Genomic DNA, 24,415 nt, shown 5'->3' with positions numbered 1-24,415 from the left:
ATGTAGGATGAAGAAGTTTTTACTGTTTGTCATTATGACTGTTTTAGCAATTACTTCTGTCGCTTGCGGTAAGAAAGAGACGCAAAAGGCGAGTGCTGGTAAGGGAGAGGGAGATCGATTAGTAACGAATATTGGTAGTGATCCATATACACTTGATTCCGCTATTGCGACAGATAGTACTTCAGGTTATGTAATTGGACATTTATTCTCAAGCTTATATACGCAAGATAGTGATGGGAAATATCAAAATGAATTAGCAGAGAAAGAAGAAGTAAATGCTGATGGAACTGAGTATACAATTCATTTAAAAAAAGATATTAAATGGTCAGATGGTTCTGCTATTACAGCAAATGATTTTGAATTTGCATGGAAGCGATTATTAAATCCGAAAACGGGTTCTATGAATGCGACAGAAATGTATTTCATTAAAGGTGCAGAGGCATATAATACTGGAAAAGGTGAAGAAGGACAAGTTGGTATTCAAGTCATTGATCCTCAAACGTTAAAGGTAACACTTGAGCATCCTGTGTCTTCTATTAAACAAAAATTGGCAAGCTCATTATTCATTCCGTTATCTAAAAAATCAATTGATGATAATAATAAATTAAAAACAGATCCAAAAGAGTTAATTACGAACGGACCATTCACATTAAAAGAATGGAAGCATAATCAGGCTATTACAGTACAAAAAAATAAAGAATACTATGATAAAAAGGTAACATTAAAAGAAATTGAGTTTCGTATTATTCCAGATTCTAAAACAGCGTACCAATTATACAAATCAAAAGAATTAGATTTACTAAGTAGTTTACCGCAAGAAATGATTGAGAAAGAAAAAGGAAATAAAGAATATAAACGTGTTGCAGGATTTTCATCTTATATTTATTCGTTTAACGTAGAAAAAGAGCCGTTCACAAATGCGAAAGTCCGTAAAGCATTCTCATTAGCAGTTGATCGTAAGTTTATTGTTGAAAAACTGTATAAAAACAATGCACAAGAAGCAAATGCATTCGTTCCAGAAGGAGCAAAAACACAAAGTGGGCGTGATTTCCGTAAAGAAAAAGGTGGTTACGTTAAATTTGATTCAGCAGAAGCGAAAAAATTATTAGAAGAAGGCATGAAAGAACAAGGCTGGTCTACATTACCTGAAGTAACATTAAAATTCACTACAGATACACAACATAAAAAAGTAGCAGAAGCAATGCAAGAAATGTTTAAGAAAAATCTTGGCATAGATATTAAATTAGAAAATAAAGAGTGGAAGAGTTACATCGACACATATAAGCAAAGTGATTTCCAATTAGCTTATATGGGATGGGGCGGTTCTCTATTAGACCCAATTACTAAACTAGATTTATATGCAGGTGATGGTCCAAACAATTATGCAAAATGGCATAATAAAGAATTTGATGCTTTAGTGAAGGAAGCGGAAGTTGAACAAAATGAAGATAAGCGTTTTGAGTTATTGCATAAAGCGGAAGATATTATGTTTACAGATTCACCATTAATTCCAATTATATTCCCGTCGGATTCCTATTTACAAAAACAAACGGTATCTGGACTTCAATATTATGTTGGATCTAAACCAGATTTAAGATATGCAAAAATAAAGAAGTAGGCAACCGCCTACTTCTTTATTTTATTTCTCTTTTATATTCTTTTTTCGTTCCATCAGAGAAGACAACTTCTAAATCGAACTTTTGGTAGTCTTTATCAAGCTTGAACACGTTCACTACTTGATCGATTACTTCTTGGTCAGCAGTATCTTTATCAAATTTTAATTCTTGTAGAAGTGGGCTTAATTTTGTGATAGCCTCGTCTCCTGTTAATTTTACATCTGCTTTATGATCTTCAATTTTTGCTTCCATTTTCTTATCAGCTGCTACATTTTTATAATCAGCCTCGTAGTCTTTCTTTGTATCTTGGTAGTCTGCCTTTAAATCAAATTCATTGAAGTTTAGTTTTAAATCAGCGGGAGCTTCATTCTTTGCCTCTTCTGTAGTCTTCTTATTAGAAGTCGTGTCTTCTTTTGCAGGAGCTTTACATCCTGTTAATACAGGTACTAGCATAAGCGCTAATAAAGCTGATAGTAAAATTCTCATTATAAATTCCTCCTTATGTAAATTCGTTCTATACAAGTTTTTCCTAAAATCATGTAATTATGTATATGTTGAAAATAAATTATTATCCTGTAGCTACTAGGGATAATCCGCAATTTAAATCAAAAATAATTTGTATGTATATGGTAAATTAAGGTTGTGAGGAGGTGCTGAAATGCATGAAGAATATAAAGAGATGATCAAAAAAGCAATTGAATATATAGAAAATCACTTGCATGAGGAGCTTACAACAGAAAGAGTGGCCTCTCACAGTGCAGTATCGATGTACCATTTTCATCGTATTTTTCAAAGGTATATTGGGATGAGTGTAACGGATTATATTCGAAAGAGAAGATTAACTCATGCTGCGCAAGCCTTAGTGTCAACAGAGAGTGCGGTTATTGATATTGCAGTACAATACGGCTTCTCCTCACAAGAGGCATTTACGAGAGCTTTTAAAAGAATGTTTCAATTGCCACCGAAGAAATACCGAAAGTACTTTCAGTCATTTTATATAGAAAGAGAGGGTGTTTCAATGCAAAAAGGTATACCGAAAGGATGGATCTTAAGTGGAAGTCATCCTGCTGAGTATGAGATGGGTTTAGATTATGAAGTTGCTCATCAAGGAAAAGTATCTGCATACATAAAAGCAAAAGAGAATGTTACACACGGAGGATTTTCAACATTAATGCAAATGTTCCGGGCGGATAAATATATGGGTAAAAGATTACGTTTAACAGCATTTGTTAAGAGTGAGAACGTAAGAGATTGGGCAGGATTGTGGATGCGAGTAGACGGAAAAGATACAGAACCACTCGCTATGGATAACATGCAAAATCGCCCAATTAAAAATACGAATAACTGGCAATCATACTCGGTTGTATTGGATATAAAAGAAGGAGCGCTTGGTATTGCATTTGGTGTTTTATTATCAGGAGAAGGTTGTGTGTGGCTAGATAGTATTCGATTTGATGAAGTGGATGAAAAAATTCCTTCAACAGATTTGGCTGAAAATTTTTATGAAACACTACTAGAAGAGCCAGTAAATCTGCAATTTGAAGAGATAGAGAAGTAAGGAGAAAAAGATATGCTCAAATATGCAAAACTAATAAGTATGAGTTTAGTAATATCGTCTTGTATTATGGGAATTAATTATTTCATTAGCTATCTGTGGTCAGGACATATACCTTCTTTGACATGGAGAACATATTTGATGTTTGTGTTTATATTTATGATGAGTTTTGGTTCAATGCAAAAAGAAGGAAAAGAGGATTATTGACAATTATTAGAAAAGTTATATAATCTATATGTAAGTGATCACTTGCATGAGGAAGAGAGGGTTTTATGGCGCGCTCAAAGACAGCAGAAAAAATTATTCAAGCGGCAATTGAATTAGTGAAAGAAAAAGGATATACAGCAGCGACAACGAAAGAAATTGCAATGCGTGCTGGTGTTAATGAAGTAACGATATTCCGCAATTTTAAAAGTAAGAAGGGTGTTATTGAAGCGGCTGTTGCGGAATTTTCGTATGTACCGCATTTAAAACAGTTTTTGCAAACAGAGATTGTATGGGAATTAGAAACAGATTTAAAAAACTTAGCAAGGCATTATCATAAATTTTTAGATAGTATAAAAGATATTATTGCTATCGGTATACGTGAGGCAAGAGAATTTCCTGAATTAGATGAGGAAATCTCCAAAATTCCAAAAGGATTAAAAGAGGAATTAATAATTTATTTTGCTAAGATGCAGGAGCAGGAAAAGGTTATTCATACAAACATTGAAGCGCAAGTAATGAATTTTATATGGATTAATTTTGGTTACTTTCTATCTAAATTGCGTTTTGAAAACCGACTTATGGAAATCGATGATGAGAAATTTATCGAGAATAATATAGTTTTATATGCTAGGGCTTTGAGACCCTAGTATTTATTTGAAATAAAATGCAAGTAAGCACTTGCTTGCTAAGTGGGAGAGCGGAAAGATGGATAATTTAAAACAGTTTTTAAAAAGACCAGGTACGTATGTAGGAATGGTCGTAGCGTTATCATTCCAACTTATTTTCTTTTGCGTGTGGTTAACGGCGTATGATGGAGTGAATGAAAGAGCTGATCAAATGCGTATCGCTATTGTGAATGAAGATGTAAATATAGGTAGTAAAATAGCGGAAGGATTACAGAGAAATTTACCATTTCAAGTGAAAGCAGAACGGTCTGTGGAAAAAGCAAACAAAGAAATGAATAACCATGTGTACGATATGATCATTGAAATTCCTGCTTCTTTTTCAAAAGATATAAATGAAACAGGAAAATCAAATTTAAACTTCCACATTAATCAAGCGAATGCCATGATGGCAAAGCAAATGATGGAAGGCGCTGCAAAACAAATTCGAGATAATGTAAATAAAGAGGTAGCAAGTTATAAGAAACAAGCGATTGTTGGAAAGCTACAAGCTGTAGGACCTGAGAATGTAGAAGTGATAAAAGGGTTAACTGAAGATTCAATTGGTTTTACAGTTCATAAAGTAAATGATGCAAAAGGATTTTCAGTGAATATGGTACCGCTAATGATCGTATTAGCTTCATTTGTAGGAGCAATGATAATGAGTATGGAATTATCAAAAGTTGCAAAGGAAGTAAGGGACGGTTGGAGTAATTTCTTATCAAGACAAATTATAAACGGTACAGCATCGATTTTACTTGCATGTATTACAATTGGTTTAATGAAAGGATTTCAAATTGAAATGCATGAAACAGTATGGAATGTATGGATATTTCAAGCGATAGTTTTCTTTGCATTTCTTTCATTAACACAAATGTTTCTAGCTGTGTTTGGAAATGCAGGTATGATTTTTAATATTATCTCACTATCGTTACAACTTGTAAGTTCCGGTGTAATTGTCCCACATGAGATGCTTTCTAAAACATATCAAACAATCGGTGAACTATTTCCCGCAACATATGCAGCGAATGGCTATTATACAATAATATTTGGAGGAGTTAGTTTAGAGAGAAGTATTATTTCATTATTAGTTATTGTATTGGTTACACAATCAGTAGCAGTGATGACTTTAGCTATAAAAGGAATGGTAAAGGGAAGAAGCTCTGTAGTTAAAGAAGCATAAAATAAAAAGGTATCCTCAATTGGATACCTTTTTATTAGCACTTATTATTTTGCAACTTCTGTCCACTTGTAGTTAAACTCACCACCGAAGTCAGTTGTTACAAGTCCTTTAATAAATCCGCGTTGTAAGTAAGAACGACCTTGTTGGTATAAAGGAGCGACAGCACCGTCTTGTAATAGAATTTTTTCAGCTTGCTTCATTGCTTCCCAGCGAGCTTTTTCATCACCAGCTAAATCTGTTTTCACTTTATGGATTAGCTCATCGTACTCTTTGTTAGAGTATTTATCGAAGTTATACGCACTATCTGTTGTAAATAAATCTAAGAATGTAATTGGGTCAGCGAAGTCAGGGCCCCAGCCATCAATACCGATTTCATAGTCACCACTTAATAGTAGTTTTAACTGTTGTTTACGTGGTTGTGGTTTTAAATTCACTGTTAATCCATCTAAGTTCTTTTCTAGTTCACCTTTTAAATATTCACCAGTCTTTTTAGCTAAAGCGTTATCACTTGTTAAGAGTTCAATTGTTACTTTGTCAGTACCAAGTTCTTGCTTCGCTTTTTTCCAGTTTTCTTTCGCTGTTTTTACATCATCTTTCACTAGATTTCCATTTTCTTTACGGAAGTCGTTGCCTTCAGGGCTTTTTGCAAATTTCGCAGGAATCATTCCTTCAGCTGGAACAGCGCCGTTATTTAAAATTGTTTCTACGTATGCCTTTTTATTCATTGCACCGTTAATAGCAAGGCGTGCATGTTGATTTTTTAATGTTTCATTTTTTTGATTGAGTCGTAAAAATTGAATGCCAACTTCAGCGCGGTCTTTGAAATTTGGATCGCTCTTATATTTATCAACAAACTCCGCAGTTAAAGCAACGCGATCAATTTGTCCTGAATCATATAAGTTAACTTCTGTAGACTTATCTTTAACGACATTGAAGTTGATTTCTTCTAATTTTACGGTTTTAGCATCCCAATAGTTAGGGTTCTTCTTCAATTGGAAGCCTTGCTCGTGCTTCCAGTTATCCAATGTGAAAGCACCGTTGTAAATTAAATGATTTGTTTCTAAACCATATTTATCGCCTTGAGATTTTAAGTAATCTTCGTTAATTGGTAAGAACGTTGAGAACGTCGTTAAACTTAAGAAGTAGGGAACAGGACGGTCTAGTTGTACTTCTAACGTTTTATCATCAAGAGCTTTGACTCCTAGTTGATCAATTGGCAATTGTTTTTGGTTTATTTGTTTCGCATTCTGTATATCAAAGAATAAGAATGCGTATTCAGCTGCTGTATCTGGATTTACGGCACGTTGCCAAGCAAAGACGAAGTCTTTTGCTGTAACAGGAGTACCGTTTGACCATTTTGAATCACGCAGGTGGAATGTATATTTTGTCTTATCGGGACTAACGTCAACTGACTCAGCAACACCAGGAATCGGTTTATTATCTTCTCCCATCGCATATAAACCTTCAAAAACATTTCGCATTACGTTCATGGATTCCCCATCCGTTGCTTTTGCAACATCCATTGTTGGAATTTCTGAAGCGAATGATAAGTTAATTGCCTGTTTATCAGGTGCTTTATCATTTGCTTTCGCTCCGCTTGCGTTATCTTTATTCCCTCCGCAAGCAGTTAGTAATAGACTTGCCCCTAAAACAGATGCAACAACAGGTACAACTTTTTTCTTCATTGTTCGTTCCTCCCAAAATGTGTTGTTCGTAATGTCATAATATCCATGTCTTGAAGCGTAGCTATAGAAGAAGAGAAAACCTATTATATATGTGCATATAGGTAATCTGGTGTTCTATATGTATATACATGTTGAACTATAATCTATCGTTATATATTCCAACGTAAAAGACATTATATTTTGATGGTTAAATATTTCGTTTCTTTGATTATTTAGAATATTAACACTGGAAAGAACTATATGTCAATAATAAAAATAGATTGTTAATTTCTTAGAATAATATATTAAAAAAGCAGGTTTCCCCATGATGGAGAACCTGCTTTTCATATGTTTTACTAAAAAAACAATTGATGTGAACTAATAATCAGTGGGGATGAAGAAAGCCTCGCTAATTAAAGTTTCACCTTATTTTTCAATTTTTGCCCACTTGAAGTTTAATTGACCCGCAAAGTCTACTTGCACAATTCCTTTCACATAAGAACGTTCTAAATAAGATTCCCCCTTTTGGTAAAGAGGAGCAATAACAGAGTCTTTAAATAATATTTTCTCGGATGCTAGTAATGCCTCCCAACGAGCTTTTTCATCACCGGCTAAAGTTGTTTTTACTTTTGCTATTGTTTCATCGAACTCCTTATTAGAGTAATGATCTAAGTTGTAAGGGTTATTCGTTGTAAATAGCTCAAGGAATGTAATTGGATCAGCAAAGTCAGGGCTCCAGCCGTCAATTCCAATTTCATAGTCACCTTTTAATAAAAGTGAAACTTGTTGTTTACGTGGTTGCGGCTTTATCTTCACTGTTAAGCCATCTAAATTCTTTTCTAGTTGTCCTTTTAAGAATTCACCAGTTTTCTTCTCAAGGTCACCGTCACTTGTTAATAGTTCTAACGTTATTTTTTCAGACCCAAGCTCTTGTTTAGCTTTTTTCCATAGTTCTTGTGCAGATTTTGTATCAACCTTTGTTAAATCGCCATTTGCAGCACGGAAGTCTGTTCCGTCAGGTCCTTTTGCAAAGTTTTTCGGCACGAGACTAGAGGTTGGTGCAGAGCCGTCATTTAATAACGTATTTACAAAGGATTTTCGATCAATTGTTTGATCGATTGCTTGGCGTGCAGAAACGTTTTGGAGTATTTTGTTTTGTTGATTCATACGTAAAAACTGTACCCCTACGTTTGGACGTTCTTTAAAGTTAGCATCCTTTTTATATTTATCAACGAAGTCAGATGTTAGTTTTATACGGTCTAATTGTTTTGACTCGAATAAATTTACTTCTGTAGACTTTTCTTTTACGATGTTAAAGTTGATTTCTTCTAGTTTGACAGTATCTTTATCCCAATAGGTAGGATTTTTCTTGAATTTAAAGCTTTGTTCGTGCTTCCAATCGCTTAGTGTAAAAGCTCCATTGTACAAGATTGTATTGTCTTCTAAGGCATACTTATCACCTTGTGCTTTAAAGAATTCCTCGTTAATTGGTAGAAATGTTGGGAACGCTGTTAAGCTAATAAAGTAAGGAACAGGGCGTTCTAATTCTACCTCAAACGTATGGTCATCAATTGCTTTTACACCAAGTTGATCGGCTGGAAGTTCTTTGTTGTTAATTTTTGTTGCATTTTTAATATCAAAGAATAGAAATGCATATTCAGAGGCTGTTGCTGGATCTACAGCTCTTTGCCAAGCGAAGACAAAATCTTTCGCTGTAACGGGAGTGCCATTTGACCATTTTGAATCTCGCAGGTGGAATGTGTATTTCGTTTTATCACCACTTACTTCATGAGATTTTGCAACACCAGGGACAGGGTTGTTACCTTCACCAAGATTATACAAACCTTCAAATACGTTTCTCATTACTTGACCAGAATCAGTATCTGTAGCACGAGCTGTATCCATTGTTCGTATCTCAGTAGGTGAAGATAAGTTTAAAACCTGTTTACTAGGCGCCTCGTCTTTTGCATTTGCTCCACTTGCTTCGTTTTTATAACTACCGCAACCAGTTAATAAAATACTTACTCCTACAACTGATGCAATACCGGGTACAAACTTCTTTTTCATTTGATTTTCCTCCTAAATAATTAAGTTTGGATGATGATGAGGGAAATGAAAAATAAAAAATCCCTCTTTTCATATTGAGAAAGAGGGATTTTTACGTACAAGTTATGCACCCGTATATAAACGAAGTCCCTCATTCTATCTTTCAAGCATAAAGCTTGCAGGAAGTGGCACAGTATTCAAAATGAACCTGTTGCCGAGGTTTCAAAGGGCCAGTCCCTCCACCTCTCTTGATACAATGAGTAAACGAATAAACTTTATTAATTTTTGTGTTTCTTTGATAATTCAAAATCTTACACCTTTGATAATAAAGTGTCAACCGGATGGTGTATAGTTTAAATTTTCAGTTTTATTAAACGGAAAAACCACTGCTGTATGCAGTGGTTTTTCTATTAGAAGTTAAAGTTATCTGGATCTGGACCAACGCGACGATCCTCATTTAGAGCTTGAATTGCTTTCATGTCATCAGCGCTTAATTCAAAATCAAATATATTTGCATTTTCAATAATGCGATGTTCTTTAATAGATTTAGGGATTGTTACAACTTCATTTTGTAAATCCCAGCGTAAAATAATTTGTGCAGTTGATTTATTATGTTTTGTTGCAATGTCTTGTAATGTTGGGTTGTCTAGCAGTTGGCCTTGCATTAATGGTGACCAAGCTTCAAGTTGGATGTTATGTTCTTTACAGAAAGCATGCAGCTCTTCTTGTGCTAAACGTGGGTGATATTCCACTTGGTTGACCATTGGCTTAATTTCAGCAATTTCAAATACGTCTTGTAAGTGGTGAATGTGGAAATTACTCACGCCAATTGCACGAACACGGCCGTCTTTATAAAGTTTTTCTAACGCTTTCCATGATTCAGTATATTTCCCTTTTACAGGCCAATGTACTAAATATAAATCTAAATACTCTAGGCCTAATTTTTCTAATGTAGTTTCAAATGCTTGAAGTGTTGTTTCATATCCTTGATCGCTATTCCATACTTTTGATGTAATAAATAATTCTTCACGTGAAACACCTGATTCACGGATTGCTTGGCCAACGCCTTCTTCATTTTGATAAATTGCGGCAGTATCAATGCTGCGGTAGCCATTTTTAATTGCTGCTTTTACAGACTCAATTACTTCTGAACCATCTTCTACTTTAAAAACACCTAAACCAAACCAAGGCATTTTTACACCGTTATGTAATGTTGTATAGTCTTTTAAACTTGTTAAACTCATATTAGTTCCCCCTAGCTTTTTTGTTTGTTGCTTCTACTGCTTTTTGAATTGCCTCTGAAAAATTATATTCATATAAAGCTTTGAGACCTTCAGCTGTGGAACCACCTGGTGTTGTTACTTGTTCGCGGAGGTTAGCTGGGTCTTGTATTTGTTCAAGCATAGAAGCAGAGCCAGAAATCATTTGAATGACAAGGTGTTTGGCAGTGGCTTCATCGACCCCATAACTTTTTGTTGCTTCAATTAAGCTTTCAGCAAAGTAATAAAGGAAAGCTGGTGCACTTCCAGTAACGGCAGTAAGCTGATGAACTTCCTCTTCAGTGCAAAGTTGCGAAGTACCAATGCCTCTTAAAAGTAGTTGCAAGGTTTCCTGATGCATCTCGGTTACTGATTGTCCCATTGTATATAAGGAGATAGACTTTCCGATTTCAGCAGCTGTATTTGGCATAATCCAAGCAACAGGTGTCCCCTGAGGAAGTCTTTCTTCTAAATAAGATGGACCAATGCCAGCAGCTACCGTTACGACAAGTTGATTCGATAGTAATGGAGATAATTCTGCTAATAATTCTTCATGTGCAGAAGGCGGCATTGCTAAAACAATCGTATCAACAGATGTAATATGCTGCTTCCAATCCGTTGTAGTAGACACATTATATTGCCCTTGTAATTGCTTTAGCTTTTTTACGTTGCTTCGGTTAGAAATAATAATTTCTTCGATGTATTCTTTGCTTGTTTTAAGTAATCCGGAAAATATAGCTTCTGCCATACGACCAGCACCAATAAATAAAATTCGATGTTTAGTTAGCATATCCTCTATTCCTTTCTAGTGGAGGTATATTATAAAAACGATACCATTTTTAAGAGAATTTTGTAAAAAGAAAAGACTTCCTGTAAGTGGAATGGATAATGAAAATCAGGGAATTCATGGTAAATGTAAGGGCTATTCCTTATACTGGTGATAGGGAATTTATTATACATCTGGGGAGAGATGATCATGATTAGAAGTCCGCTATTTTTAGTTGTTTCTAGTATCATTTGCGTATTGGTTGGATTATATATTCAATCGAGTTATATTGAAATTTTTGCATCGGTTATGGGGATTATTAATGTTTGGTTATTAGCGAGGGAAAAGGTATCTAATTTTTTGTTTGGCATGATTACGGTTGCGGTATTTCTATATATTTTCATTACACAAGGTTTATATGCAATGGCAGTATTAGCAGCCTTTCAATTTATATTTAATATATATGGTTGGTATCATTGGATTGCACGTAGTGGGGAGGAAGAGGTAAAGGCAACAGTTCGTTTAAATATAAAAGGATGGACGATTTATATAATCTTCATGTTATTTGCTTGGGTTGGTTGGGGCTATTATCAAATCCGTTATTTAGAATCAACAAGTCCATATTTAGACGCTTTAAATGCTGTATTAGGATTAGTAGCTCAATTTATGTTAAGTCGAAAAATTTTAGAGAACTGGTATTTATGGATTTTGTATAACGTGATTAGCATTGTGATTTATATTTCCACAGGTTTATACGTCATGCTAATATTAGCTGTTATTAATCTCTTTATATGTATAGCTGGTTTACTAGAGTGGAAGAGCAATTATAAAAGACAAGGGCATGTAAACAATTATATTTAGAAAGTAATTGGACGAGAAAAACCCCTGAAGCATATATGCTTCAGGGGTTTATTAATAGAATATAAGTTTATGCTTTTGTCATACCTAGTAATACAGCGCCGCCGATAATTAAAACACTACCTAGTGCAATAAAGATCAATTGACGTTTTGTTTTCTTTTCACCTAAGAAGACAATCGCACCGAATGTTGAGATAACGATTCCAGTTTGAGATAAGGGGAAGCTTGTTGCTACTCCGACACGTGGTAATGAAAGAAGTAAGAATAAGTTTCCAGTTCCCCATAGTAAACCAGATAAAGCATTACGGATTGCATATTTGTTAAATGGTTTATGTTTAGACGTCAGTACAACCGCACCGACAAACATACCAACTGCTTGTGGTAAAATAGCAGACCAACCATCGATATTATACCAACGAATAATAATTACATATACAAGGTAGCCGAAAGTAGAAACAATTAAAGTAAGAAGTCCTTTTTTCAATTGTCCTGGTGGCTGAGCATTTTCTTTATCATCTAATGATGTGAATACAACACCAACTACGATTAATAGGATTGCAATCGTTCCCAGAATGATTGTTGTTGTAGTAGTCCACTCACGGAAAGCGATAACTCCAAAGATAGAAGTTGCAACAAGTTGCATACCAGTAGAAATCGTTACAGTAGTAGAAACACCTAACTTTTCAACTGTTTTTAATTGGTTTACTTGTCCTAAAGCCCAGAATAAACCTGAAATAAAACCAACAATCAAGATTGTCATTGTTAAAGCTGGTTGAGTAAATACATACATAATTGTTGCGAAGAATAGAGCACCGATTGTCATACCTACCGTTTGGCTATATGCACCACCGCCCATTTTTACGCTTACTAATAAGATGTTTCCCCATGCAATTGCAGGAAGAAGCGCTAATAAAATGTCCATTACAAGACTCCCTTCGGTTTGCTATACCAATATAATTACATATCGTTCTAACGATCGGTAATGCTCCACTGATAGAGTAGAAGATTACCGATCGCTAAAACGGGATGAAGAATTCACGATATAAATGCGTTTTCATTTCTTCCTTTTTTCAAACACCTACATATAATAACAGGAAATTGCCTATTTTAGAAAGTAAATTCAAATAGAATGTATATTTAAATAAAAGATAAAATTCAGTTATTTCCCGATAGCCTATTTTATTTCCTGAGAAATAAAGAAGCAGCTTCGAAAAAAGCTGCTTTAAGAGTTGGTAATTCTTTTGTTAATAAGCTGAATACATAGTAGAAATAGGAGTGACATACTAATAGTGATAACGACAAGTGTCCAGGCGAGCTGCATATTACTTGCATCAATCGCCATATAAATTGCAGTTGGGATTGTTTGTGTTTTACCGGGGATGTTCCCAGCAAACATGAGTGTAGCACCAAACTCACCGAGCGCACGAACAAAACTCAAAATCATTCCGCTTAGTAAAGCAGGAAATGCAAGCGGAAGTGTGACGTGTAGAAAAACTTGATATTCACTTGCGCCAAGGTCACGAGCACTTTCTTCAATTTGTACATTCGTAATAGAAAATCCTGTTTTTGCTGATTGGTACATGAGCGGAAATGCAACAACTGTAGAAGCAATGATCGCAGCAGTAGATGTGAACATAATAGACTGCTGAAATATTGATTCTATCCACGTTCCAATGGGACTATTATTTCCAAAAATGATAATGAGAAAAAAGCCGATTACAGTTGGCGGAAGTACCATTGGTAATAAGAAAATCGTTTCTAGTATTACTTTATATCTCGATGAGGAGCGTGCTAGCGCTCGCCCGATTATCGTTCCTAAAATGGTAACGATAATGGTGGCACATGCGGCTACTCGTAAAGATAGAAAGATTGGTGACAAAATAGCATCAAAGCTCATGGCGATTATGATAGGACTGTAAATCCATATTTCTTAAAGATAGATTGTGCATCTTTTGACTGCAAATACTCATAAAATGAATTCGCCTCTTTCTTATGCTTAGATTCTTTTATAACACCTAAAGGATAGTGAATTGGCTCATGAGAAGTCGTCGCTGCTGTCTCACCAATCTTTACTTTGTCTGAAATAAGAGCATCTGTTTTGTATACAATACCAGCATCTACATTACCTGTTTCTACATATGTTAACACTTGCCGAACATCTTTTGTAAATACGATTTTATTTTGAACGTCATTCCATAGATTTTCATTTGTAAGAGAAGCCTTTGCATATTTTCCTGCAGGTACTGATTCAGGTGTACCAAGTGCGATTTTCTTAATTTTTTCATCTTTTAAATCTTGAATTTTTGTAAGAGAACTATCTTTTGGGACGACTAAAACGAGTTCATTTCCAAGAAGATTCTTCCCTTCCTTTTCATTAATGAATCCTTTTTTTACAAGAGTTTGGAATTTATCTTCGGCTGCTGAGAAGAATAAATCAGCAGGTGCGCCCTGTTCGATTTGTTGTTGAAGTGCACCAGAAGCACCGAAGTTAAAAGAAAGTTTAATATTAGGTTCTTGTTCTTTATATTTTGTTTCAATTTCTTTTAATGCATCTTGTAAGCTTGCAGCTGCGGATATAGTAAGTTCAACTGTTTTTCCTTCTTTAGCAGTTGATTTCTCTTTCTTATCTCCGTTTGTACATGCAACGCTAAATATAAGAAGAAAAGAAAGTATAAGCGCCCCTATGGATCGTAATATAAACTTGTTCATAAGAAAATCCCCTTTCGTTTTGACATATTCAATTATAACTAATTATAACTAAATATAACTAGTTATAATTGAATATAATTTGAACGATGTAGTTGCTCTTAAAATATAGGAGAAATATTCTTTTCTTTGTTACAATGAAGGAAGAAAGTGAGGAATCGTCTATGGATCATCATTCCTACACAACGGAAGAAGTAGCGAAGCGATTAAAAGTATCAAAATTAACAGTATACGATTTAATTAAAAAAGGAGAACTGCCTTCCTATAGAATTGGTAGACAGATGCGCATCGATGCAACGGATTTAGAACAATATATAAAACAAATGAAAACAGGGAAAATACAAGGTACTTCTGTAAAGAGCGAAGATAGTAGAGGCTTGGATACATGTATTATTAGTGGACAAGAACTAACGTTAGATATGTTGGCAAAACGTATAGAAAATCGCCTGCCAAGTTCAAATATATTAAGAGCATATCAAGGTAGTTTAACGAGCTTAGTAAAAATGTATCAAGGAGAAGGAAGTATCGTTAGCTTGCATTTGTTTGATGGCGAAACGGGTACATATAATGTTCCTTACGTAAAACGTATTTTAGTTGGACAACCATGTACGATGATTAATTTATTAGCAAGGAACGTTGGGTTTTATGTGCAAAAGGGAAATCCAAAAAACATAAAAACATGGGCTGATTTATCTCAGTCATCTATACGATTTGTAAATCGAGAAAAGGGCTCTGGTATTAGGGTGTTAGTCGATGAACAATTGCGCATTCAAAAGTTAAATAAAGAACGTATAAGTGGATATGAATGGGAAGAATCAAACCATCTTGGTGTTGCCACGCAGGTCGCAAATGGAAAAGCTGATGTGGGGGTAGGATCAGAAAAGTTTTCGCAAATTGTAAATGTAGACTTTATTCCAATCATGAAAGAACAGTATGATTTAGTGATTTTGAAGAATAAAGAGAATGAAGAGTTGATTGAAGTCGTGAAAGACATTCTGCAATCGGAAGAATTTCATAATGAATTAAAAGTAATTGGCGGATACGATATGACGAAAACAGGTCAAATTATATATGAAATAAAGTGAAACTTTAATCAGTGGGGGTTTTCTTCATCCCTCACTGATTATTAGCCCTCACCAATCGGACTTTTATGGGCAGTTGATCCCCCACCAAACTTCTTTGCTTTCGCTGAATTTTGAGGTGGAGGTCTTACTGCCCATTAAAGCGGGATAAACTAAAAAGCTGCTTGTCTATAAGACGAGCAGCTTTTTCTATATATAAAGGGGTTTGGGGAAACAAAGTGTTAAACAAGACCTTGAGCAAGTGTGTAAATGAAAGCTGTAAGAAGAGTCGCTCCACTTGCAAGTCCGAAGAAATCTGATTTGTTAAATGTAATGTTGTTCATTATAATCTCTCCTTATTTGTTTAATGTAGTTGCAACAGCTTTTGCATCGACAAGTGCGGATAGCACCATGCCCATTGTATTTAAAAATTTGTTTGATTTCATTTTGTTCATCATGCGTATCCGCTCCTTTTCGAATTGTTGTTGCCCTGCTTTATATCTTAATTATAGGAAATATGATTGCCTGCAACTATCGAATTAGCTTACGAAAGACTTACACTTTTGTAAGAAAAAAAGACATCCGTGTAAGAATGTCTTTTAAAGCATGTTGATGTGATGATGCTCTTCAATTGTTTTTAAAAAACTACGCATTGAATTCGTCATATAGCTATCTTTACGGCGTATGAAAACTGTTGAAATACTGCCGTATTTTTCAGGGATTGCATGACAATGTACTTTCCCCGCTTTAGAAAGATGGTGGACAGCAGACTGTGGTACGAGTGTAATTCCAAGGCCAAGTGCCACACTATTTAATATTGTCTCTAATATATTAAACTCCATAATTCTTTTTGGCAGCAAACCTTCGTCTTTCAGCCATCGTTCTAGTTTAGAACGGTATCCACATCCTTGGTTAAAAACGAGTAGAGGCGTTGTTGTAAATTCTTCTATATGAAAAGCTTTATTTTGTGTTACAAGCATTAACTTTTCTGTACTAACATCGTATTGTTCAATTAGTGGATGTTTAATAGGCCCTGATATAAAAGCACCATCTAATTGGTGATCCAGTACTTCTCTAATTAATTCTTCTGTTAGGCCTGCTTGTAATGATAAATCGACATTCGGATAGCTTTTATAGTAAGAAGATAAAATGGTAGGTAATGTACTTACTGTTTCGACAGTACCGATTTTTAATATGCCAGAGGGTGTTTCACTATCTAAAAAAACTTGCTTTAGCTCATCGACATCTTGCAAAATTTTATTAACATAAACAAGCATTTTTCTTCCTTCAGCTGTTAGAGTCATGCCTCGTTTATGACGGTAAAAGAGGGGCGTTTTTAGCTCATTTTCTAGTTGTTTAATGCGTGCTGTTACATTTGATTGTACGTAATTTAATTCCTTTGCTGCGCCGCTTACACTGCCTTGATCGGCAACGCTTTGGAAGATTTGTAAGTCTCTTAATTCCATTTTATGCTCCTCCTTGATGTTAACTATCATTATAAATGATAGTTAACATCATTTTGAATCATTTTACGTGATATATTTTTTCTTTTACAATTCTCTTTGTGCAAATAGAAAGAAGTGGGGGATTGTGGTGAGAAGAGGTCAAATAATCATAGGTGCTTTCGCATGTTTAATAGCAAGTATGTCATGGGGAGCAATGTTTCCAGTTGCTGATCATGCGTTAGAATACATAGATCCATTTTACTTTTCGCTTATTCGCTATGGAGCGGTGGCGATCGTACTGATTGTATTATTGTTAATGAAAGAAGGAAAACAGGCATTTCGTTTAGAGGGAAGAGGAAAGTTACTCGTCTTTTTCGGAACGATGGCGTTTACGGTATATAATGTACTTGTATTTTTAGGTCAAATGTTAATGGGAAAATCAGGCGTCATGGTAGCCTCTATTATGGAAGCACTTATGCCGATGATTTCTATTTGTATTTTATGGGGATATAAGCATGTAAAACCGAAAAAATATATGATAACGAGCATGATTATCGCTTTTGTAGGGGCTGTGTTTGTTATTACAAAGGGCGACATGAGTTTCTTTTTAACATTGAAAGATAACATGTTTTCACTAGCATGTATATTTGTTGGAGTTGTAGGTTGGGTTATTTATACGATGGGTGGTCAAACATGTTGCGATTGGTCGACATTACGTTATTCTACATTGACGTGTGTATTCGGTACGACGGTTACAGGAATTATAACGGTACTTATTACGTCGCTTGGATATGTTTCAGTTCCGAGTATGGGAACGATTTCTGTCGTGAAATATGATTTATTATTTATGATGACATTACCGGGAATTGTAGCATTACTTGCTTGGAATTACGGTGTGAAGATTTTATCATCTATTAATGGGATTTTGTTTATTAACTTTGTACCTATTACAACTTTAATGATTATGATGATGCGAGGATATCAAATAACAATGTTTGATATTATAGGAACTTTACTTGTTATTGCAGCACTTATTCGCAATAATGTTTGTCAGAGAAAAGAAGAAAATATAAATAAGGAAATGTTACAAGAAGAGCAATTACGTCAAGCTGTTTAATAGGCAATTGGAGGATTTCACATGTTAGAAAGTTTATTGTTTTTCTTCGCCGTTGGAGTTGCTTGTGAGCTTGCAGCAATTAATCGAAATGGTCGTAAGAAGATAAAACAACAAGCTGAAATGATACAGCTTTTAAAAGAGTTAAAAGAAAGAAACATTTAAAAAGACGACCGGGCATAGACGGTCGTCTTTTTCTATATAAAGGGGAAAGGGGACACAAAGTTATACAAGCGTAGCAGCGTAAATAAAAGCAGTAAGAAGAAGAGAGCTGCTAGCTAATCCTAAAAAATCTAATTTTTTAAAAGTGATGTTATTCATGATTCATTCTCCTTACTTGTTTAATGTAGAAGCAACAGCTTTTGCATCGATAAGAGCGGAAAATACCATGCCCATTGTATTTAAAAGATTGTTCGTTTTCATCTTGTTCATCATATTGATCCGCTCCTTTTCGAATAGTTGTTGTTTCTTTCTGACTTAATTGTATGAAATATTGGGGAGAGTAACTATCGAATTAGCTTACAAGAAAATTACACTTTTGTAAGAATTGAAATTTAACAATTAATACTTATTTTTATTACCAACTCCTAAAACTTAGTGTTATAATTGTGGTAAGAAAATGACTATACTTCGGATGTTTAGAAAGGAACGAAACAAATGTATAAACCAATTACATTTTTGTTGAAATATATATTTAAAACAGCTGGGAAAGTAGAAGTGCAAGGAAGAGAAAAATTACCAGAAGGCGGTCCGTATGTTGTTGCGTGTACACATACAAGCTTTATGGATGTGTTAATGTTAGCGACAGGGATGTATCCGACCGAAATTCATTACATGGCCAAAAAAGAATTATTTGAAGGGAAATTCAAAAATTGGTTCTTTAAAAATGTAAATGCATTCCCTGTAGATCGTGCAAATCCAGGACCGAGTACACTTAAAATTCCATCACGCTTATTAAAAGAAGGAAAAGTCGTAGGGATTTTCCCAAGTGGAACGAGATCAACAGAAGACGTTTCATTAAAAGCTGGTGCTGTGACAATTGCGATGCGTTCTAACGTTCCATTAATACCGGCAGCTTATATTGGCCCATCAAGTGTAAAGGAATTAATAAAAGGGAAAAAGGCGCAATTGATTTTTGGAGACCCAATTCAAATTGATGCTGAAGAACAAATAGATCGAAAAACAGCTATGAAAATGATGACAGATCAATTAAATGAGAAGTTTGAGGAGCTAAAGGAAGCTTTGCAATCAAATCAAAAGTAAGAAAAGACGACCGGGCATAGACGGTCGTCTTTTCTATTACTATTTATAATAAAGGGGAAAGGGGACACAAAAGTTATACAAGCGTAGCGGCGTAAATAAAAGCAGTAAGAAGAACTGATCCGCTAGCTAGTCCTAAAAAATCTAATTTGTTGAAAGTAATGTTATTCATCAGACATTCTCCTTACTTGTTTAATGTAGAAGCAACAGCTTTTGCATCGATAAGAGCGGAAAATACCATGCCCATTGTATGTAAAAAATTGTTTGATTTCATTTTGTTCATCATATAAATCTGCTCCTTTTCGAATAATTGTTGCCCTGTTTCTGACTTAATTGTATGAAAAAAAGCAGAGAGTAACTATCGAATTAGCTTACAGGAAAATTACACTTTTGTAAGAAAAACGAATGGGGGTGTAATGATGAGAAGGTTTGACATATGTTTATGGAATTTATTAATTTAAAAGTAGAGGTGAGTGTATGGCTAATATTAAAGATATTGCAAAGATGGCGGGAGTTTCAGTTACGACTGTTTCGAGAGTATTGAATGATCATCCGTATGTAAGTGAAGAAAAAAGGAAAGCGGTTATGGAGATAGTTGAGAAGTTGAATTACTCACAAAACGCAAATGCTGTTCATTTATCAAAAGGAAAGACGAATATTGTTGGTGTGATTCTCCCTTACATTAATCACCCGAGCTTCGATGCAATGGTAGGGGGAATGATGGAGGGAGCGTTAACTCATAACTACAGGGTACTGCTTTGCCAAACGAATTATAATAAAAAAGAAGAAATGAAAAGTTTACATATGTTAAAAACGAAACAATTGGATGGTCTTATTATTTGTTCACGTGCGAATGATTGGGAAATGATAGAACCGTATGCTTCTTACGGCACAATCATTGCTTGTGAAGATAATGATATTTCAAATATCTCAAGTGTATATACAAATCATTCGGCAGCTTTCCAGCTAGGAATGAACCACCTTATTGAAAAAGGTTATAAAAAAATTGGTTATTGTACGGGGAGAAAGCTAGGACCGAGTAGTCAAAAGCGTTTTGATGTGTATAAACATCAATTGCAATCTATAGATGGAGAAGTGAATGAAGAATGGATTTTCACAGAATGTTTTACATTAGAAGATGGTGTGAGAGTGGCTCATAAATTAAAGGAGATGCAGCATCTTCCTGAAGCATTAATAGTAGCAGGAGATGAAGTTGCGATTGGGGTTATGACGGAAGTTGGGAAATTGGGTATTCAAGTTCCTGAGGATTTAGCGATTATTGGTTTAGATAACCAACCTATTTCGCAAGTGTTGCAACTTACAACCATTGATCAAAATTTGAAGGGGATAGGGAAAGCGGCTTTTGAAATGTTTTACCAGCAAATAAGTGACGAGAGTTCTAAACAAGAAAAGGTGGAAATTCCATATGAACTTGTGGAGCGATCTACAGTGTAATTTTAATCCGTTATGTGCATAAGTGCATAACGGATTATTTTTTTGAAATATCTTTGACAAGAAACGCGTTTCATACTTTATAAAGGAGTTAAACCGGTTTGTAACAATCCATGGATCCTTTTCAAGAATAGTATTTGGAGGGATATGCATGAATGAATTTTTATTAAGTATAAAAAAGTATTTAGAGAATGACGAAAATATTTTAGCCTTTGTGGTGGGGATCTTTGAGAAGGATAATTTCACGTTATGTTATCAACATGGAATTTTTGTTGTCACTACTAGACGTCTCCTGTTTTACGGGAAATTTCCTTACTATCCTTCAACATTTAAAGAGTACTCATATTTGCATATAGATAGCATAGATTTCCGTCCGTATTTTGAATTTACTTGTAATCATGAAACGGTTAGAGCTAAGTATATTCAGCAAGGGAATGTGGAGCGATTTGTCCATACAGTGAGAACAAATATGAATAATTAATCACCCCTTCGTTTAAACATAATATCTCAATTTTCAAGAGGTGAAATGCGCAATAAAAACAACTTCTAAACCTCTAGGAGATAGTGATACAATGTCAAATGGGGGGAGGGTATGAACTATGGTTAATCAACGTATAAAGGAAATAACACTAATTACAATTGGTTCATTATTATTCGCAATTGGTATTAATTACTTTGCAATTCCAAACCGTCTATCAGAGGGTGGAATTATTGGTTTAACGGTTGTTACGTACTATTTATTTGATTGGTCGCCTGGGATTGTGAACTTTGCTATAAATGCAATTTTACTAGCTGTTGGTTATAAATTTTTTGATAAGAAAACGATGGTTTATACAATTTTAGGGATTGTAGAAACATCCTTGTTTTTATATGTTACAGAACATATTGAGTATCATGTAAATAGTGATACGTTATTAGCGGCACTATTTGCTGGTGTATTTGTCGGTATCGGATTAGGCTGTATGTTCAAAGCTGGAGGTACATCAGGGGGATCGGCAATTTTAGCGCGGTTAGCAAATCAATATTTAGGTTGGAGCGTCGGTAAGGGTGTACTTATTATTGATATCGTTGTAATTGCTGGTTCCGTATTTATAATAGGGCAGGAAAAAGCGATGTACACACTTGTTGCGGTATTTATCGGAGCGAAAGTGATTGATTTCATTGTAGAAGGAATGGATACAAAAACGGCTGTTACAATTATTTCAAATCAACCAGAGTTAATACGTGAGGCTATTACGAAAAACATGACACGCGGTGTCACTGTATTAGAGGGGCGCGGCGGATATACTGGTAAAAATAAAGAAGTTTTATATGTTGTTATTAATAAACAAGAGCTTGTTAAGCTAAAGCAAGTTATTAGTCGAGTGGATGAAGATGCTTTCGTTGTTATCCATGATGTACGTGATGTACTTGGTGGAGGCTTTAAAGCGAGTTAAAAGGTGAACGAGTAAATTCGTTCACCTTTTTTTTAATTCTTACAAAAGTGTAAGTGTAATGTAATGAGATTCAATAGTAGATTGTATTCCTTCTTTTTAAAATGGATGTATATATATCCTGCAGAGGAGGAATGTTTATTATGAAGAAAAAAATGATCACTACTATAATAGCGATGATAGTCATAGTAATAATGTTACTACCTACGAAACTTGGACCGGTTATCGATAAATATAATCCGCTTTATAAGACGAAAGAATACTATACGGTTGTGAATACAATTGGTCAGCATATTGGTGATGAGTGGTATGAATATGAATTTATTGCATTTGACGAACGTGGAAGAGAACAAAAAATAAAGAAGACTGTTAAGCATATGTTAAAGAGAGATGAAACATTAAAGGTGTATGCAAAAGGACGTTACGGCGAGGCAATTGAAGAAATTGAAGCGATAAATATTCCTATTAATGCAAAGAGTAAACTTTTAGCGATGAGATAGCGCAATATACCCCTACCTATTTTTTGTCGAAAATAAAAATACTAGGTAGGGGTATATTATAGGTTCGTAAAAAAGCCTTAGTCCCTAAGGACTAAGGCTTTTTTTATTATATAAAGGGGAAGGGGGTACATTGTAGTAGCATGAGTGAAAAGTATAAGAAGGGTAGCTACTAACAATGTAATTTGGTTATTTAAGTGTTCTTCTTATTTGGCTTACTTGTTAACTTTATTGTACGAGATATAAGTAAGAGAAACTATCGAATTACATTACACATAGCTTACAAACATGTAAGTCTTCTGTAATGTAATTCGATGGTTAAAAGATAGCGAATTTTATATAGTGTAATTAGAAAGGCTCACTGTATTACTTTCTGTTTATAATGTTAATGAAGAATGAAAAACCAACTACTTTTTAATAAGCCTCATCTGTTATGTAGATGGGGCTGTTCTTTTAAACCTTACAACATTGTAAGGTTTACGTAAGTTAATTCGATAGTAAATTTGTCATATTTTTTGCATAATAGATACAAATAGATAAAAATAATTAGGGATATAGTAAGAAGGGAGAAGAATGGGATGCGTAAAGAAGAAGTAGTGAAGTTTCCAATTAAAGATTTCTGTAGCTACTTTACTGTTGCCGTAGTATGTATTGGATTATTTGATATCATAACAAACTTAATTGTTAAATAATATAGATGACAAAACAAGAAGGGAGATCCTTTCTTGTTTTTTTTATGGGGGAATAAAAATGAAGTGGATTGATAGTCATATACATGTTGACCAATATAAGGATGAAGAGAAAAGTAAATTACTTAAAGATGTGGAAAATAGTAAAGAGATAGAGGGGCTTATTGCAGTATCTATGAATTATCAATCATGTAAAGAAACTTTATCTTTAGCAAAGCGATATCCCTTTGTTCATCCAGCAATAGGTTTTCACCCAGAGCAATTGATTCATAAAGAAGAATGTGAGCAAATTTATAAATTAATTGAAGATCATGTAGAGGACATAGTTGCGATCGGTGAGGTAGGTTTGCCGTATTATGTAAGAAAAGAAGATGAGCGCATTGCTATCAATTCATATATTTCGGTGTTACAACGGTTTGTTGAACTAGCTAGTAAATATGATTTACCAATTATATTGCATGCAGTGTATGAAGACGCTGATATTGTATGTGATTTACTGGAGAAATATAAAGTTTCACGTGCACACTTTCATTGGTTTAAAGGAAGTGAAACAACAATGAAACGGATGATGAGGAATGGTTATTACATTTCTATCACGCCAGATGTTTTACATAAGGAGAAAATTAGAAAAATCGTTTCGTATTATCCACTTGAATATATGATGGTAGAAACGGATGGACCGTGGGAATTTCAAGACGATGTTATGACGCATCCGAGAATGATTAGAGAGGTACTAAAGGAAATTAGTGTTATAAAAAACATGTCTGTTGATAAGGTTACGAAAACGATATATGAAAATACGATTCAATGTTATCCCGCTATTCGCCGGGCGGTAAGACTCCCACCTCAAAATTCAGTGTAAGTAGAGAAGTTAGGTGAGGGTTGATAATCAAATGGTATATTCATAATATGCCACATTTTAATTTAAATTACAAAACCACC

At 34.6% G+C, this 24,415-nt stretch carries 27 protein-coding genes and 1 riboswitch; of the genes, 15 read left to right on the top strand and 12 right to left on the bottom strand.

What is annotated here, in order from left to right; all coding sequences use genetic code 11:
- Positions 1–7 precede the first annotated feature (7 nt).
- Positions 8–1,618, top strand: coding sequence for a peptide ABC transporter substrate-binding protein (locus Q9B79_RS24380; RefSeq protein ID WP_306188351.1), 1,611 nt, complete (start codon positions 8–10; stop codon positions 1,616–1,618).
- A gap of 16 nt (positions 1,619–1,634) precedes the next feature.
- On the opposite strand, the gene Q9B79_RS24375 is transcribed toward Q9B79_RS24380, so the two are convergent.
- Entirely contained in the window at positions 1,635–2,102 is a 468-nt protein-coding gene (locus Q9B79_RS24375) for a YusW family protein (protein WP_306188350.1), read from the bottom strand.
- 172 nt (positions 2,103–2,274) lie between these two features.
- Here Q9B79_RS24375 and Q9B79_RS24370 point away from each other — a divergent pair, with 172 nt between their 5' ends.
- From Q9B79_RS24370 to Q9B79_RS24355, 4 genes are all read left to right on the top strand, one after another.
- Positions 2,275–3,174, top strand: a complete 900-nt coding sequence (locus Q9B79_RS24370; RefSeq protein ID WP_306188349.1) for a helix-turn-helix transcriptional regulator — start codon at positions 2,275–2,277, stop codon at positions 3,172–3,174.
- Between the two features lie 12 nt (positions 3,175–3,186).
- Entirely contained in the window at positions 3,187–3,378 is a 192-nt protein-coding gene (locus Q9B79_RS24365) for a hypothetical protein (RefSeq protein ID WP_306188347.1), read from the top strand.
- Between the two features lie 65 nt (positions 3,379–3,443).
- Positions 3,444–4,025, top strand: coding sequence for a TetR/AcrR family transcriptional regulator (locus tag Q9B79_RS24360; RefSeq protein WP_306188345.1), 582 nt, complete (start codon positions 3,444–3,446; stop codon positions 4,023–4,025).
- A gap of 58 nt (positions 4,026–4,083) precedes the next feature.
- Positions 4,084–5,223, top strand: a complete 1,140-nt coding sequence (locus Q9B79_RS24355; protein ID WP_306188343.1) for a YhgE/Pip domain-containing protein — start codon at positions 4,084–4,086, stop codon at positions 5,221–5,223.
- Between the two features lie 44 nt (positions 5,224–5,267).
- On the opposite strand, the gene Q9B79_RS24350 is transcribed toward Q9B79_RS24355, so the two are convergent.
- The 4 genes from Q9B79_RS24350 to proC form a co-directional block, all read right to left on the bottom strand.
- Complete coding sequence (locus Q9B79_RS24350; RefSeq protein WP_306188342.1) at positions 5,268–6,908, bottom strand: peptide ABC transporter substrate-binding protein; 1,641 nt, start codon at positions 6,906–6,908, stop codon at positions 5,268–5,270.
- A gap of 405 nt (positions 6,909–7,313) precedes the next feature.
- On the bottom strand, positions 7,314–8,954 hold the full coding sequence (locus tag Q9B79_RS24345; protein ID WP_306188340.1) for a peptide ABC transporter substrate-binding protein: 1,641 nt from the start codon (positions 8,952–8,954) through the stop codon (positions 7,314–7,316).
- A gap of 132 nt (positions 8,955–9,086) precedes the next feature.
- A riboswitch (SAM riboswitch) is annotated at positions 9,087–9,191 on the bottom strand.
- A 152-nt stretch (positions 9,192–9,343) separates the two neighbouring features.
- Positions 9,344–10,177 (bottom strand): aldo/keto reductase, encoded by an 834-nt coding sequence (locus Q9B79_RS24340; RefSeq protein ID WP_306188339.1) that lies wholly within the window; start codon positions 10,175–10,177, stop codon positions 9,344–9,346.
- 1 nt (position 10,178) lies between these two features.
- A complete protein-coding gene (gene proC / locus Q9B79_RS24335) occupies positions 10,179–10,982 on the bottom strand; it encodes a pyrroline-5-carboxylate reductase (RefSeq protein ID WP_306188338.1) in 804 nt (267 codons plus the stop codon).
- A 186-nt stretch (positions 10,983–11,168) separates the two neighbouring features.
- Here proC and pnuC point away from each other — a divergent pair, with 186 nt between their 5' ends.
- Complete coding sequence (gene pnuC / locus Q9B79_RS24330) at positions 11,169–11,819, top strand: nicotinamide riboside transporter PnuC (RefSeq protein ID WP_306188336.1); 651 nt, start codon at positions 11,169–11,171, stop codon at positions 11,817–11,819.
- A gap of 67 nt (positions 11,820–11,886) precedes the next feature.
- Here pnuC and Q9B79_RS24325 read toward each other — a convergent pair whose 3' ends face one another.
- From Q9B79_RS24325 to modA, 3 genes are all read right to left on the bottom strand, one after another.
- Positions 11,887–12,738: a GRP family sugar transporter gene (locus tag Q9B79_RS24325; RefSeq protein ID WP_000353544.1), complete on the bottom strand. Its 852-nt coding sequence runs from the start codon at positions 12,736–12,738 to the stop codon at positions 11,887–11,889.
- Positions 12,739–13,038: 300 nt separating this feature from the next.
- Complete coding sequence (gene modB / locus Q9B79_RS24320) at positions 13,039–13,713, bottom strand: molybdate ABC transporter permease subunit (RefSeq protein WP_306188331.1); 675 nt, start codon at positions 13,711–13,713, stop codon at positions 13,039–13,041.
- Between the two features lie 5 nt (positions 13,714–13,718).
- Positions 13,719–14,525, bottom strand: a complete 807-nt coding sequence (gene modA / locus Q9B79_RS24315; protein ID WP_306188329.1) for a molybdate ABC transporter substrate-binding protein — start codon at positions 14,523–14,525, stop codon at positions 13,719–13,721.
- A gap of 134 nt (positions 14,526–14,659) precedes the next feature.
- On the opposite strand from modA, the gene Q9B79_RS24310 reads away from it, so the two are divergent.
- Positions 14,660–15,607 (top strand): helix-turn-helix transcriptional regulator, encoded by a 948-nt coding sequence (locus Q9B79_RS24310; protein ID WP_306188405.1) that lies wholly within the window; start codon positions 14,660–14,662, stop codon positions 15,605–15,607.
- A gap of 218 nt (positions 15,608–15,825) precedes the next feature.
- Here the strand turns inward: Q9B79_RS24310 and Q9B79_RS24305 are convergent, their stop codons facing one another.
- Positions 15,826–15,927 (bottom strand): DUF3948 family protein, encoded by a 102-nt coding sequence (locus Q9B79_RS24305; protein WP_001060013.1) that lies wholly within the window; start codon positions 15,925–15,927, stop codon positions 15,826–15,828.
- A 255-nt stretch (positions 15,928–16,182) separates the two neighbouring features.
- On the bottom strand, positions 16,183–17,049 hold the full coding sequence (locus Q9B79_RS24300) for a LysR family transcriptional regulator (RefSeq protein WP_000423049.1): 867 nt from the start codon (positions 17,047–17,049) through the stop codon (positions 16,183–16,185).
- A 127-nt stretch (positions 17,050–17,176) separates the two neighbouring features.
- Between Q9B79_RS24300 and Q9B79_RS24295 the strand changes: the two genes are divergently transcribed.
- Both Q9B79_RS24295 and Q9B79_RS24290 read left to right on the top strand, forming a co-directional pair.
- Positions 17,177–18,145 (top strand): DMT family transporter, encoded by a 969-nt coding sequence (locus tag Q9B79_RS24295; protein ID WP_306188326.1) that lies wholly within the window; start codon positions 17,177–17,179, stop codon positions 18,143–18,145.
- Positions 18,146–18,166: 21 nt separating this feature from the next.
- Complete coding sequence (locus tag Q9B79_RS24290; RefSeq protein ID WP_000894069.1) at positions 18,167–18,307, top strand: YrzO family protein; 141 nt, start codon at positions 18,167–18,169, stop codon at positions 18,305–18,307.
- A gap of 60 nt (positions 18,308–18,367) precedes the next feature.
- On the opposite strand, the gene Q9B79_RS24285 is transcribed toward Q9B79_RS24290, so the two are convergent.
- Positions 18,368–18,463 carry a DUF3948 family protein gene (locus tag Q9B79_RS24285; RefSeq protein WP_306188324.1) on the bottom strand — a complete coding sequence of 32 codons (96 nt, stop codon included), beginning with the start codon at positions 18,461–18,463 and terminating at the stop codon, positions 18,368–18,370.
- Positions 18,464–18,799: 336 nt separating this feature from the next.
- On the opposite strand from Q9B79_RS24285, the gene Q9B79_RS24280 reads away from it, so the two are divergent.
- Positions 18,800–19,405, top strand: a complete 606-nt coding sequence (locus Q9B79_RS24280; protein WP_098669214.1) for a lysophospholipid acyltransferase family protein — start codon at positions 18,800–18,802, stop codon at positions 19,403–19,405.
- Between the two features lie 73 nt (positions 19,406–19,478).
- Here Q9B79_RS24280 and Q9B79_RS24275 read toward each other — a convergent pair whose 3' ends face one another.
- Entirely contained in the window at positions 19,479–19,574 is a 96-nt protein-coding gene (locus Q9B79_RS24275) for a DUF3948 family protein (protein ID WP_001060010.1), read from the bottom strand.
- Between the two features lie 305 nt (positions 19,575–19,879).
- Here Q9B79_RS24275 and Q9B79_RS24270 point away from each other — a divergent pair, with 305 nt between their 5' ends.
- The 5 genes from Q9B79_RS24270 to Q9B79_RS24250 all read left to right on the top strand — a co-directional run bounded on the left by Q9B79_RS24270 (position 19,880) and on the right by Q9B79_RS24250 (position 24,335).
- Positions 19,880–20,857, top strand: coding sequence for a LacI family DNA-binding transcriptional regulator (locus Q9B79_RS24270; RefSeq protein ID WP_306188320.1), 978 nt, complete (start codon positions 19,880–19,882; stop codon positions 20,855–20,857).
- A 148-nt stretch (positions 20,858–21,005) separates the two neighbouring features.
- Positions 21,006–21,335 (top strand): PH domain-containing protein, encoded by a 330-nt coding sequence (locus Q9B79_RS24265; RefSeq protein WP_098669216.1) that lies wholly within the window; start codon positions 21,006–21,008, stop codon positions 21,333–21,335.
- 118 nt (positions 21,336–21,453) lie between these two features.
- On the top strand, positions 21,454–22,290 hold the full coding sequence (locus tag Q9B79_RS24260; RefSeq protein ID WP_044790585.1) for a YitT family protein: 837 nt from the start codon (positions 21,454–21,456) through the stop codon (positions 22,288–22,290).
- A gap of 140 nt (positions 22,291–22,430) precedes the next feature.
- Complete coding sequence (locus tag Q9B79_RS24255; protein ID WP_098669217.1) at positions 22,431–22,787, top strand: YxeA family protein; 357 nt, start codon at positions 22,431–22,433, stop codon at positions 22,785–22,787.
- 747 nt (positions 22,788–23,534) lie between these two features.
- Positions 23,535–24,335 carry a TatD family hydrolase gene (locus Q9B79_RS24250; protein WP_306188316.1) on the top strand — a complete coding sequence of 267 codons (801 nt, stop codon included), beginning with the start codon at positions 23,535–23,537 and terminating at the stop codon, positions 24,333–24,335.
- Positions 24,336–24,415: the final 80 nt, after the last annotated feature.

The sequence above is a fragment of the Bacillus sp. MHSD_36 genome (assembly GCF_030757775.1).
Classification (GTDB): Bacteria; Bacillota; Bacilli; order Bacillales; family Bacillaceae_G; genus Bacillus_A.
The sequence above is the reverse complement of the archived record's forward strand: the minus strand, read 5'-3'. Positions and strand labels throughout refer to the sequence as shown.